The sequence below is a fragment of the Dactylosporangium aurantiacum genome, assembly GCF_000716715.1.
GTDB lineage: Bacteria > Actinomycetota > Actinomycetes > Mycobacteriales > Micromonosporaceae > Dactylosporangium > Dactylosporangium aurantiacum.
The window spans coordinates 22,621-34,450 of record NZ_JNYJ01000052.1 but is presented as its reverse complement, the minus strand read 5'-3'; the positions used below and the strand labels follow the sequence as shown (position 1 = coordinate 34,450).

General features: G+C 71.3%; 11 protein-coding genes and 1 pseudogene. 7 read left to right on the top strand and 5 right to left on the bottom strand.

All coding sequences use genetic code 11. From position 1 onward, the window contains the following. Positions 1–220 precede the first annotated feature (220 nt). Positions 221–1,876 carry a PP2C family protein-serine/threonine phosphatase gene (locus OP18_RS53810; protein ID WP_052388119.1) on the top strand — a complete coding sequence of 552 codons (1,656 nt, stop codon included), beginning with the start codon at positions 221–223 and terminating at the stop codon, positions 1,874–1,876. 10 nt (positions 1,877–1,886) lie between these two features. Here OP18_RS53810 and OP18_RS41545 read toward each other — a convergent pair whose 3' ends face one another. Then, positions 1,887–2,441, bottom strand: coding sequence for an MmyB family transcriptional regulator (locus OP18_RS41545; RefSeq protein WP_211273839.1), 555 nt, complete (start codon positions 2,439–2,441; stop codon positions 1,887–1,889). Between OP18_RS41545 and OP18_RS41540 the strand changes: the two genes are divergently transcribed. The 3 genes from OP18_RS41540 (at position 2,440) to OP18_RS41530 (ending at position 4,773) form a co-directional block, all read left to right on the top strand. Continuing rightward, a complete protein-coding gene (locus tag OP18_RS41540) occupies positions 2,440–3,390 on the top strand; it encodes an SDR family NAD(P)-dependent oxidoreductase (protein ID WP_033364719.1) in 951 nt (316 codons plus the stop codon). The two genes, OP18_RS41545 and OP18_RS41540, sit on opposite strands and share 2 nt — an antisense overlap. Before the next feature lie 85 nt (positions 3,391–3,475). Continuing rightward, entirely contained in the window at positions 3,476–3,991 is a 516-nt protein-coding gene (locus tag OP18_RS41535; protein WP_052388136.1) for a SigE family RNA polymerase sigma factor, read from the top strand. Further along, on the top strand, positions 3,988–4,773 hold the full coding sequence (locus OP18_RS41530) for a hypothetical protein (RefSeq protein WP_033364717.1): 786 nt from the start codon (positions 3,988–3,990) through the stop codon (positions 4,771–4,773). Before OP18_RS41535 ends, OP18_RS41530 begins: the two co-directional genes overlap by 4 nt. Before the next feature lie 385 nt (positions 4,774–5,158). Here OP18_RS41530 and OP18_RS41525 read toward each other — a convergent pair whose 3' ends face one another. Together OP18_RS41525 and OP18_RS41520 are read right to left on the bottom strand one after the other, a co-directional pair. Continuing rightward, the gene (locus OP18_RS41525) at positions 5,159–5,923 is read right to left on the bottom strand and encodes a maleylpyruvate isomerase family mycothiol-dependent enzyme (RefSeq protein WP_063745733.1); all 765 of its coding nucleotides are present in this window, start codon (positions 5,921–5,923) and stop codon (positions 5,159–5,161) included. After that, a complete protein-coding gene (locus tag OP18_RS41520; RefSeq protein ID WP_033364716.1) occupies positions 5,910–6,548 on the bottom strand; it encodes a TetR/AcrR family transcriptional regulator in 639 nt (212 codons plus the stop codon). The genes OP18_RS41525 and OP18_RS41520 overlap by 14 nt, the downstream gene beginning before the upstream one ends. 327 nt (positions 6,549–6,875) lie before the next feature. On the opposite strand from OP18_RS41520, the pseudogene OP18_RS56095 reads away from it, so the two are divergent. Next, positions 6,876–7,019 (top strand): annotated as a pseudogene (locus tag OP18_RS56095) (response regulator transcription factor); the annotation flags it as partial. A gap of 143 nt (positions 7,020–7,162) precedes the next feature. After that, positions 7,163–8,131, top strand: coding sequence for an aldo/keto reductase (locus OP18_RS41515; protein WP_033364714.1), 969 nt, complete (start codon positions 7,163–7,165; stop codon positions 8,129–8,131). Positions 8,132–8,243: 112 nt separating this feature from the next. On the opposite strand, the gene OP18_RS41510 is transcribed toward OP18_RS41515, so the two are convergent. Together OP18_RS41510 and OP18_RS41505 are read right to left on the bottom strand one after the other, a co-directional pair. Beyond that, on the bottom strand, positions 8,244–8,639 hold the full coding sequence (locus OP18_RS41510) for a (R)-mandelonitrile lyase (RefSeq protein ID WP_033364713.1): 396 nt from the start codon (positions 8,637–8,639) through the stop codon (positions 8,244–8,246). A gap of 11 nt (positions 8,640–8,650) precedes the next feature. Next, positions 8,651–9,673 carry a zinc-dependent alcohol dehydrogenase family protein gene (locus tag OP18_RS41505; RefSeq protein WP_033364712.1) on the bottom strand — a complete coding sequence of 341 codons (1,023 nt, stop codon included), beginning with the start codon at positions 9,671–9,673 and terminating at the stop codon, positions 8,651–8,653. A gap of 292 nt (positions 9,674–9,965) precedes the next feature. Between OP18_RS41505 and OP18_RS41500 the strand changes: the two genes are divergently transcribed. Next, positions 9,966–10,976, top strand: a complete 1,011-nt coding sequence (locus tag OP18_RS41500) for a helix-turn-helix transcriptional regulator (RefSeq protein WP_081971560.1) — start codon at positions 9,966–9,968, stop codon at positions 10,974–10,976. The last annotated feature ends 854 nt before the right edge of the window (positions 10,977–11,830 follow it).

Genomic DNA, 11,830 nt, shown 5'->3' with positions numbered 1-11,830 from the left:
CCGCCGCGACTGTCGATGATGCCCAACCTCGACGGATGAATGTCCGACATGCAGCGGTACGGCGGCCGTGCTACGTTCGAATAGATGCGTCGATGCATGCGTCGATTTGCCTGATGAGACAGGGGGGACGGTGCTCGAGCGTCACCGGGGGCGGCCCGCTCGTCGACCGCGCCGCCCGGACGGCCGCCGCGCGGCCGGGGGTGACCCGCCGCGCGAGGCCATGCGCCCCGGACACCGCCTGCTGCTCTCGGCGGTCGCGCTGTCACTGGTGGTGGCGACGGTGTTCGGCCTGGCCATCTACCGGCAGGCCGAAGACGGCCGCGCCGCGGCGCTCGACGACACGGCGGACCGGGCGCGCGTGGCGGCGATCGAGGTGTTCGGCTACCGGCTCGGGATCGTGCGCACCTTGCAGGCACTCGCGACCGACACCGCGTTCCGGTCCGGTTCCGTCGAGGCGATCCGCGCCAGGCTCGGCGGCATCGACGCCGACACCACCGGCCTGACCGGCGGCTTCGCCTGGGCGGACGCGACCGGGACCGTGCGGGTGGCGACGAACGGCCCGACCGGCCAGGCCGCGGAGAGCCAATGGCAGCGGCCCGCCGGCGACGGCGTGGGGTGGACGGTCACCGGCGCGACGCGGTCGGCGTCGTTCGCCGGCGAGGTGATGATCTTCGCGGTGCCCACCGTCGACGCGTACGGCGTGGTGAACGGCGTCCTTGCCGCGGGCTGGTCCCTCGACTTCGTCCGCGCGGTGACCGCCGCCCGCAACGCCGGCCTGGGCGACGACCTGTACGGCTCCCAGACGAAGCTGTATCTGCTCGACCGCGACGGCCGCCTGGTCGCGGGGCCCGGCATCACCACGACCACGGTGGTGCCGCCAGCCGTCGACAAGGCCGTCACCGCGCACGGCGAACGGTTCGGCCAGTACGCCTACGTCGCGCCGACCGGCATCGACGGCCACCGCCGGCAGGTCGTCGCGTTCGCCCGGTTCGAGCCGTTCAACGAGGTGGTGATCCTGCAACGGCCGGCCGACGTGACGTTCCGGGCGACGACCTCGAGCACCCGCCGGCAACTCATCGAGGCCGCCGGCCTGCTGCTGGCGGTCCTGCTCGGCAGCAGCTGGCTCGGCCACCACCTGGACCGTGCGGACGCTGTACGGCGGCAACGGACCGACGCCGATCACGACCTGGCGTTGAAGGTCCAACAGTCGCTGCTGCCCCGCACCCTCGCCCCCGGCGCGCAGGCACGGTACCTGCCGGCGTCGCGCCCCATCGCGATGGGTGGCGACTGGTACGACGCCCGCGCCCTGAGCCCGCACGAGACGCTGCTGGTCATCGGCGACGTCGCGGGCCACGACGTCAACGCGGCCCTGCACATGGGGCGCGTGCGCACCGCGGTGGAGGTGCTGGCCGAACGGGCGGCCGGCCCCGCCGACCTGCTGCGACTGCTCAGCCGGCACTACGCCGGCGACCCGGACACGGTGCTGGTGTCCGTGTTCTGCGCCGTCGTCGACACCCGGACCGCGGTCATCCGCTACGCCTCGGCCGGCCACCCGCCACCCCTGCTGCGCCATGCGGACGGGTCGGTGCAGCGCCTCGCCGACAAGCCCGGACCGATCATCGGCATCGGCCTGCACAACCACGCCGAGCTCGAGGTCACCGCGCCGGGCTCGACGCTCGTGCTGTACACCGACGGGCTCGTCGAGGTCGCCGGCGAAGGACTCGACTTCGGCGTCCAGCGGCTCGCCGACGCCGTCAGCCGGATGGACCCGCGGCACCCCGGCGCCCCCGACGCCCTCATCGACGCCGCCCTCGGCGGCGCCGAACCGATCGACGACGTCGCACTCCTGGTGTTCCACATCGACGCCGAGCGGTGAGTGTGCCGCTTCACCCCGCCTGGTGGCGGTGATCCTGGCCGACGAGCGTCTGGGTGCCCAGGACGACGGCGAGGGCGAGGCGGTCGGCGTCCTCGGTGCCCGGCTCGGCGGTGTAGACGGTGATGCGAAGGTCGTCGAGGGCGACGACGAGCGTGTCGCAGTCCAGGGTGATGCGTCCGACCGCCGGGTGGTCGACGACCTTGTGTTTCGACGGGTCGGCCGGCGGCGGCGCCTGGGCGTCCCACAGTTCGGTGAAGCGGGGACTGTTGGCGGCCAGTTCGGCGATGAGCCGGCGCAGCGCGTGGTCGCCGGGGTAGCGCGAGGCGGTCAGGCGCAGGTCGGCGACGAGCCGCGCCTCGTGGTCGGCCTGCTCGACCGGGGTGTGCACGACCCGGGTCGGCAGGCGGGCGACGTTGCGCCAGACGGCGTTGCGTGCCAGGCCGTGCCAGGCCGACGTGTCGCCCATCAGCGCCTCGTAGGGGGCGTTGGCCAGCACCAGCGTCCAGCTCGCTACGAAAACCGCACGACTGCCTGACGCCGCCCCGGGCGCGCACGGTACAGCCATGACTTCCACCGAACCGGGTACCGTCCTGATCACCGGCCCGACCCGCAACCTCGGCCGCCACACGACACTCGCCCTCGCCGAGCGCGGCGCCGACCTGCTGCTGGTCGGGCGCCCCGGACCCGACCTGACCGCGGTCGCCGCCGAGGCCCGCGCCCGCGGCGCCCGCGTCCACGAGATCGGCTGCGACCTGTCGCGCCTGGCCGACGTCCGCGCCGCCGCGGCCACCGTGCGCCGCCTGCTCGCCGGCGGCGCCGTACACCCGCTGCGCGCGCTGGTCGCCAACGCCGGCGTCGTGTCGGCCGACACCCGGCTGGCCTCGGCCGACGGCTACGAGCTGACCTTTGCCGTCAACTACCTGGCGCACGCGCAGCTCATCGGCGACCTGCTCGACTCCTTCGCCGCCGCGGCCCGGGTGGTGCTGGTCGGCTCGAACACCTACCACGCCAACGTGTGGCGCCGGATGCTGCACGTGCCGGAGGCCCGCTGGGCCGACCCGGTCGAGCTCGCCCGTCCCGCCGCCGGCGACACGCACCCCGGCATGACCGAGGCCGGGATCGCCTACTCCACCGCGAAGCTGGCCCTCCTGTACTACGCACACGAGCTGCAACGCCACGCCGGCGCCCGCGTCAACGTGTCGGTGTTCGAGCCGGGCTGGATGCCGGGCACCGCCCTGGGCCGCGGCGCTCCCCCGGCGGTCCAGGCGATCGGCCGCGCGCTGGGCCGCGTCCCGGGAGTGTCCACCCCGCGACGCTCGGGACCGCTGCTCGCCGCGGTCGCCGCCGACGAGCGGTGGGCGCACCTGCGCGACGGCGCGTTCGTGGTGAAGTCGAGACCGACGGCGGTGCGGCCGGTCGCCGTCGACCCCGACCGGGAGCGGCGCCTGTGGGAGGCCACCGCGGAGCTGCTGGCACGGGCGGGACGACGACCGGCAGCGCGCGACGTACTGTGACCGGCCTACGAGATCAGATCTCTCCTGGCGCCATGCAACCTTTCCCGCGTTCGTGCCGTCGTAGCGCGAAGAATGGGGGATGCCGATGTCGCAGGACGATGAGTTCCGCGAATTCGTAACGGTGCGGATGGACCGGTGGCGGCGCACCGCGTTCCTGCTCAGCAGGGACTGGCACGCCGCCGACGACCTGGTATCGATCATGGTCGGCAAGCTGTACTGGCACTGGGCCAAGGTCAGCCGGGCCGGCAACCCGGAGGCGTTCGCGCAGCGGGTGCTCACCCGCACCTGGCTCGACGAGCGCCGCCGGCCCTGGTCGCGGGAGCGGGCCAGCGCCCGCCTGCCGGAACCCTCGGGTTCCTGGGCTTCTTTGGGATCTTCGCACAGCCCGCAGGCCCGCGTCGACGACCGGGCCCAGCTCGACGAGCTGCTCGGCTCGCTCGGGCCGCGCCAGCGCGCCGTGCTGGTGTTGCGGTTCTACCTGAACCACTCCGTCGAGGAGACCGCCGACCTGCTCGGCATCTCCGTCGGCACGGTCAAGAGCCAATCCGCGCGGGCCCTGGAGGCGCTGCGCCAACTCGCCGCATCGGGGGATCAGCGATGACACACCAGCTGTTCGACGACATGATCGGCACGCCGCCGCCGTCCGCGGTGGACGTCGACGCGATCATGCGCCGCACGACGGGCCGGCGGCGGCTGCTGCGGGTGGCCGTGCCCGGCGCCGTGGTGGTGCTCGTCCTCGCCGCCTTCTCGCCGCTGCTCTTGCTGCCGCGCGGTGACCGGGCACCCTCCGTCTCCGTTTCCCCGCCCAGCGCCGCCGCGAGCGTCGAGCCGTCGCTCCGCGAACCCGTGTCGGACGACCTGGACCACTTCATCGACGACTCGATGCGCAACTGGCTGCCGCAGCAGGCGCAGTGGATCGGCGCGCCGCCGCACATCGTGGTGCCACCGGACGGCGGCGACGTCACCCAGACCCGGGCCGGCATCCAGACCGGCGGCCGCAACGGCACGGTGGTGGTCACCGTCTGGCCCCGCGGCCGGCACGACGCGTCCATCTGCCAGGGCCTCGAGCACTGCACGGAGCTGCCCAGGTCGGATCCGGCCGCCTGCGCGCGGTACGAGGGGCGGTTGCAGCAGATGTGCGAAGGGATGGCCAAGGCCGACCCGGTGTGTGGCCGGGCCGACGGCGCGGTCCGGCCGGCGCTCGGGCTGACCCACCCCGGCTGGGAGGTGCGCTGCACGAAGCCGGGCGGCGGCCGGGCTGTGTCGATCTTCGTCACCAACCAGACCGGTCCGTCCTCGGATCCACTGCCCCAGCCCGAGCTGCCGATCCAGCCCGATCAGATCATGCCGATCATCAATGTCCTGGTGAGCAACGTGCAGTGACGTTTGCGGGCGGCGCCCCTCCAGCGCGTCGATAACGTCAGGGCCGTCGGGGTGTCGCTCGCCCGTACGGCGGTGTCCACCCCGATGCCGGCCGGTGGCCCGGTGTCGACAGCGTTCGCCGTGCGGCAGTTCCGCGCAAGATCGGAAACTCGCACGGCGGCCGACCATACACAGTGGACCGACAGTGATCCGGGTCAGTCTCCCATCACGAAAAGTGGGTCAGATCCAGATCCAGTTCTAATCCGCCGTTGACAGTCGGCACCGCGCGCCGCAATGTCCGTGAGCGCTGGCACCGCTCGCGGATCTTGACCACGCGGTGGTGTCGGCGGCCCCTCCCGAGCCCGTCAACGCTGCGTGTAAGCGATCATGAAGCCGAATCGGCGGGCTAAAACACGACGTAGGCGTCGGCCAGTGGGCTGCCCGGTGGCAGATCGAGGCCGCCACGTCCGGACAGATGCAGCATGGCGGCGATCACGTCGGCGTTTACTCGGTCGGCTGCCGGTCCGGCTCCGACCGTCCAGGTGCCGCCGGCCGGACCGGTCAGCGTCAACTCCATCGGCTTGCCTCGCCAACCCTGGTCGAGGTCACGCACCACCTGCGCCACGATGTCGGCGTCGTGGGGGTGCGGACGCCACTCCCGCTCGGTGGCCCGGACCAGCTCCAAGCGGTGCATCCAGGTGTCGCGGGGGGTCAGCACATCGAACAGGTAGCTCATCCGTCGGTCGGGCAGTGCCGGTTCGGGGAAGAACATGGTGCTGGGTAGTCGCCGCACGAACCCCGGCGTGCGGCGAATCGCGGCCAGCCCTTTGGGGCCGAAGCGGGCCAGGTGGGCGGTCAGCTCCGCGGGTGACCGACCGGCCAGCTCGTCGATCTGTACCTGGTTGTGCCCGTCGAGGGCGATCCGGTCCGGGTACCGCCGCTTGGCGATCCGGAGCCGGCGCAGGAACGTGCCTAGTCGGGCCAACTCCTCGTATTGCCCGGCGACGTGGGCGACGATGTCCCGCACCGACCACCCGGCGCTGTCGGTCGCCCGGTCCCAGTCCGGTCCGTCCAAGGCGGACACCACGTCCTGGAACGCGGTCAGCTCGGCGTCAGCGACCACGGCGGCGCGCCGCCGGCTGAGCGGTGCAATGCGCTCAACTGTCTCCATGGGGGTCCTCCGTCGGTGGGTAGCGATCCCGGAACATGGCGAAGATCTGCGGTCCGAGGCGGGTGAACCGCCCCTGGTCGAACGACTCCCGCGGAGCGTTGGCCAGCTGCTGTGACAACATCCCGGTGACGAGCACCGACAGGACAGCCACGCCTTCCTCGGTGGCCGCGCCCGGCGCGAGCTGGCCGCGTTCCACCGCGTCACCGAGCATGCGTCGCACGTCCTCGACCATCGCCTGGCTCGGCGCGAACGCCTCTGCTGACGGCTCGAACCCGGGCACCGGACGCCAGAAGAGCAGCTGGGCCAACGGCTGGTTGGCCATCGCCCAGCGCCCGCTGGCCTGCAAGGCACTGAGCAGCGCGGGCAGCCCCGGCTCGGCCGCCTCGGCGCCGGCCCGGAAGTCGTTGAGGTGCTGCTGGTGACCGAGCTGGAACAACCGGTCGAAGAGTGCCAGCCGGGACGGGAAGTACTTGTACAGCGACGGCGGCCGGATGCCCAGCCGCCGAGCCACCTCGGACAGCGAGAGTCCGGCCACGCCCACCTCGGCCATGACGTCGACCGCGATCGTCAGGATCTCGTCGATCGTCTGGTTGCGCCGAAGCTCTCGCCGACTCCCTACCGCCATGTAGCTAAAGCTACGGCCTATAGCAACTTGTTCGCAAGATATCTCATCCCCATGGCTTGATCCGGCCTCGCACCGGCGAGCGGTACAGCAAATCCCGCAAGTGGATCACCATGCATACAGCAAGATCAGACGCCCGGATCTGCCGCGGACAAGTGCGCGCCCTGCCTCCTCATCCATCACCGCGCGTGAGCGGTGCGCATACGCCGACGACACATGAGCCGTCCCCGCTGAAGAGTGGCGTCCAAACTCGCGAACATCGAGACAATTGAGATCTCGGTGGGGGCAAAGCTCAGCGACATCTGGTGCCGGAACTCACGAACAAGGCCAGGCATGTCCAACCAGGAGATCGCGCACCGGCTGCTCGTCACCGAGGGCACCGTCAAGACACACGTCAGCCGCATCCTCGCCAAGCTCGAACTTCGCGACCGCATCCACGCCGTCATCTACGCGCACAAGACCGGGCTTGTCTGAACCGCTCAGGTGTCGGAGGCGTGCGGCGCTGACCATGCCGGGTACTGTCTGGGTTCGCGGGCGAGGCTGGACGGTACGGCAGTGCAGGCGCACTTGCGGCCGAGCCGCAGGGCCTGCGCTGGCCGGGGTTGGGAGATACTGCGGTGGAGTTCACACGGCTGGGTCGCAGCGGGCTGAGGGTGAGCCGTATCGGGCTGGGGTGCATGAGCTACGGCCAACCCCAGGCCGGCATGCATCAGTGGACGCTGGACGAGGAGGCCGCGGCGCTGTTCTTCCGGCAGGCCGTCGAGCTGGGTGTGACCTTCTGGGACACCGCGAACGTTTACCAGGGCGGCACCTCGGAGGAGTTCGTCGGCCGGGCGATCAGCCGATTTTCCCGCCGCGAGGACATCGTGCTGGCCACCAAGGTCAGCGGAAAGATGCACGACGGGCCAGGCGGCAGCGGCTTGTCCCGCAAGGCCATCCTTGAGCAGGCGGACGCGTCGCTGCGGCGGCTGGGCACCGACTACATCGACGTCTACTACATCCACCGGTTCGACCCGGAGACGCCGGTCGAGGAGACCATGCAGGCCCTCGACGATCTGGTCCGGGTCGGCAAGGTCCGGTATCTCGGTGCGTCGTCGATGTGGGCGTGGCAGTTCGCCAAGGCGCAACATGCCGCCGTGCTGAACGGGTGGACGACGTTCACGGCGATGCAGGACCAGTACAACGTGCTCAAGCGCGAAGAAGAACGCGACATGATCCCGATGTGTCTCGATCAGGGTGTCGGGCTGACTCCATACTCGCCGCTGGCCAAAGGCCGGGCCGCGCGACCATGGGGTCAGCAGACGGCCCGGTCGTCGTCGGACAACGTCGCCAAGGCGTTCGACCGCGACGTCGACGAGCCGGTGGTGAACGCCATCCAGCGGGTCGCCGAGGACCGCGGCGTCGCGATGGCCCAGGTTGCGCTGGCCTGGCTGCTCTCCAAGGCGGTGGTTTCCTGCCCGATCGTGGGAGCCACCAAGGCGAACCACCTGCAGGACGCCGTCGCCGCCCTCGAGCTCGACCTCACCGACGACGAAATCAGCGCCCTGGAGACGTCGTACCGGCCACAGGACAACTATTGGTGGTGAACACGTGCCCGTCGTCGCGGCCCAGCAACACCTCCGGCCGCGACAACGTGCCCGTCACCCCGCCGACGATCACCTCCACTTGCCGACGCCCGTGGTCGCTCGTGACCGGGGCTCAGCGGGCGTGGTACTCCGCGTCGGTGACGTGTTCGAGCCATTGCACGACCTGTCCGTCGCGGACGTTGGTCAGCGCGAGGTGGGTCATGGGCCCGTCCGGGCCCGCGCCGTGCCAGTGCTTCACGCCGGGCGGGCACCAGATCACGTCGCCGGGGCCGAACTCCTCGACCGGTCCGCCGGCCTGCTGGGTGCGGCCGACCCCTTCGGTGACCACGAGCCGCTGCCCGCCCGGGTGCGTGTGCCACGCGGTGCGGGCGCCGGCGGTGAAGGTGACGGCCGCCCCGGTGTACGGCGCGGCATCCTCGGCGTCGAAGAGCGGCTGGATGTGTACCTCGCCAGTGAATGATTCAGCGGGGCCCCGACTCGACGGTAGCGTTCCACTTCGAGTAATCATCGTTCGGCTCCTTACGGCTGCAGCAGTACCTTGATCGCGCGGCGTTCGTCCATCGCCTGGTACCCGTCGGCGGCCTGCTCCAACGGCAGGGTCAGGTCGAACACCTTGCCCGGGTCGATCTGGCGGGTGAGGATCAGGTCGATGAGTTCGGGCAGGAAGCGGCGTACCGGTGCGGGGCCGCCGTGCAGGTGGACATGGGAGAAGAACAGGTCCAGGCCGGGCAGGGCCACGTCGTGGGTGACGCCGACGTAGCCGAGGTGGCCGCCGGGCCGCGTCGAGTGGATGGCCTGCAGCATCGACTCCTGGGTGCCGACCGCCTCAATGGTCGAATGCGCGCCGAGCCCGTCGGTGAGGTCCATGATCCGGGCGACGCCTTCGTCGCCGCGTTCGGTGACGATGTCGGTCGCGCCGTACTCGATGGCGAGTTTCCGCCGGTCGGCGTGCCGGCTCATGACAATGACCCGCTCCGCGCCGAGCTGCCGGGCCGCCAGGACGCCGAGCAGGCCGACGGCGCCGTCACCGACGACGGCGACGGTCTTGCCCGGGCCGACCTCGGCGGCGACGGCGGCGAACCAGCCGGTGCCGAGCACGTCGGAGGCGGCGAGCAGGCCCGGGATCAGGTCGGCGGAGGGCAGCTCGGGGGTGGCGACGAGGGTGCCGTCGGCGAGCGGCACCCGCAGATACTGCGCCTGCGCACCGTTGGCACCGATCGGCTGGCGGCGCACACAGGAGGACTGGTAGCCGGCGCGGCAGATCTCGCAGGTGTTGTCGGAGGCGAAGAACGAGCCGACGACAAACTGCCCAGGCTTGACGGTGCGGACGTCGGCGCCGACCTCCTCGACGATGCCGACGTACTCGTGGCCCATCGGGGACGGGCCGTTGAGCTGTTCGATGCCGCGGTACGGCCACAGGTCGGAGCCGCAGACGCAGGAGGCGGAGAGGCGGATGATCGCGTCGGTCGACTCGACGATCCGCGGCTCCTCGCGCTGCTCGACGCGGACGTCGCCGGGCGCGTACAACATGGTGCCTTGCATGAAGGTTCCTTTCGCTGGCGGTGCTCAGAGCTTCTCGACGGTGGCGCCGGGGCGAGACGGTCAAGCTGGTCCAGACCGGACTCGACGGTGCCGCGACTCGCACCGGTGGCCAACGCGACCTGCCGGTGAAGTCGTCGGTGGGGTCGATCGTGACGCCTCCCGGACTCGCGGACCTGCCATGGATGACCTCGTCACGAGCTAACCGCGTCCGGCGCGCCGCGGGGAGTCACCAGTGAAACGTGTACTGACAGGGCACCCCAGCAGGACCGTGCCAGGTCGTACCGTCGAAGGCATGGCCAACCACGCCGAGGTCCGCGACTTCCTCATCTCCCGCCGGGCGAACATCACCCCCAGGCAGGCGGGGCTGCCCGACGCCGGCAACCGCCGGGTCCCGGGGCTGCGCCGCGGCGAGGTGGCGACCCTGGCCGGGGTGAGCGTCGAGTACTACTCGAAGCTGGAGCGCGGCGCGATCGCGGGCGTGTCCGCGTCGGTGCTTGACGCGATCGCCCGGGCGCTGCAGCTCGACGACGCGGAACGTGCGCACCTCTTCCACCTCGCGCATGCCGCCGACGGCACCAGCGCCGGCATGCGCCCTCGCCGCAGGCCCTCCAAGCGGTGGACGCCGCGGCCGAGCCTGCAGTGGGTCCTGGACCGGTTCACCGCGCCGGCCATCATCCGCAACGGCCGGATGGACCTGCTCGCGGCGAACCACCTCGGCCGTGCCATGCACGCGGCCGTCTCCGCCACCGCGCCCGACGGCTGCCCGAACTTCGCCCGGTTCACGTTCCTGTACCTCGACGACGCTCGCGATTTCTACCCTGACTGGGACACCGCCGCCGACACCTGCGTGGCGATCCTGCACACCGAGGCGGGCCGCGACCCGCACGACAAGGACCTGCACGACCTCGTCGGTGAGCTCAGCACGCGCAGCGACGCGTTCCGGCGCCGCTGGAGCGCGCACAACGTCCGCGCCCACGGTGCCGGCACGAAACGCTTCCATCACCGCGACGTCGGCGACCTCGAACTCGCCTACGAAAGCGTCGACCTGGTCTCCGAACCCGGTCTCTCCCTCACCTTGTACGCCGCGGAACCTGCCTCAGCGACCGCGCACGCTCTCGACCTGCTCGCGTCCTGGACCGACGCACGGACCGGCGCACGGGCCGACGTGCGGGCCGGCATGCGGGCCGACATGCGGGCCGGCATGCGGGCCGACATGCGGGCCGGCATGCGGGCCGACATGCGGGCCGGGGCCGACGACTCCACCGCAACGCCTGTGCCGGGAGGGCCGCTCAGGCGGGCTTGAGCGCGGTCATCGCGTCGTCGGGGATCGTGCCGGACGGGCTGTGGCATCGCGGACCACTCCGCGTCTCACCCGGGCAGGGGACGCGGCTTCACTCAGTCGGGCTCGACGCCGTGGATGCTGATGCGGGGAAGCCGGGCCAACTCCCGTGCTCCGATCGGGTGCAGCACGGTGTCGCCGGGGTCCGCACCGTGTTCGATACGGGCCGGAGGCGCCGGGCCAGCACAGTCTCGTGCTGGTGCAGCCGGCCGTGGACCACGCCGCGTGGATGGCGACGGTGAAGGTCCTACCCGCGGCGGAACCGCCGGACACGCCCGTCATCCGTATCACAAGCGTGTAGTCGCCGAGCCCGACCGCCGACGGGATGTAGCCCGCCGTCACCGGTGCGACGAGCGGGATCCTGCTCTCCTCGAGCGATTTCGTCAGCCATCGGCCCTGCTCGGCCTGGGCGGATCAGCAGCGCGACAGTCAGGTGCGCGACGACGGCCACCAGAGCCCGGCACGATGACGTCTCCCATGGATTCTGCCAGTGCCCACCGGCGGCGATTCCGACCGGCAGCATCACCAGCAGCGCCGGCGGGACGAGAGTATGCGGCCAGTCCCCCAGCCGGCGCGTGACGGCCGCCCGCATCGCCCAGCCCGGCAGGACGAGGCCGGCAACGAGCACGCCGCAATCAACCCGAACATGGCTTCCCGGTGCGGATGCTCACCCCTGGCGTCTACGGCTATGCCGGCGCTCGCAAAATGGCTCACCATGCTCGAGGTCACCACGTTCGAGGCGTTCGACGCCTACTGGGTGCAGCGCGGTTGGGCGCCCCGAGCGCCGGTCAAGACCGCCTCCCGCATCGACCGGCCGG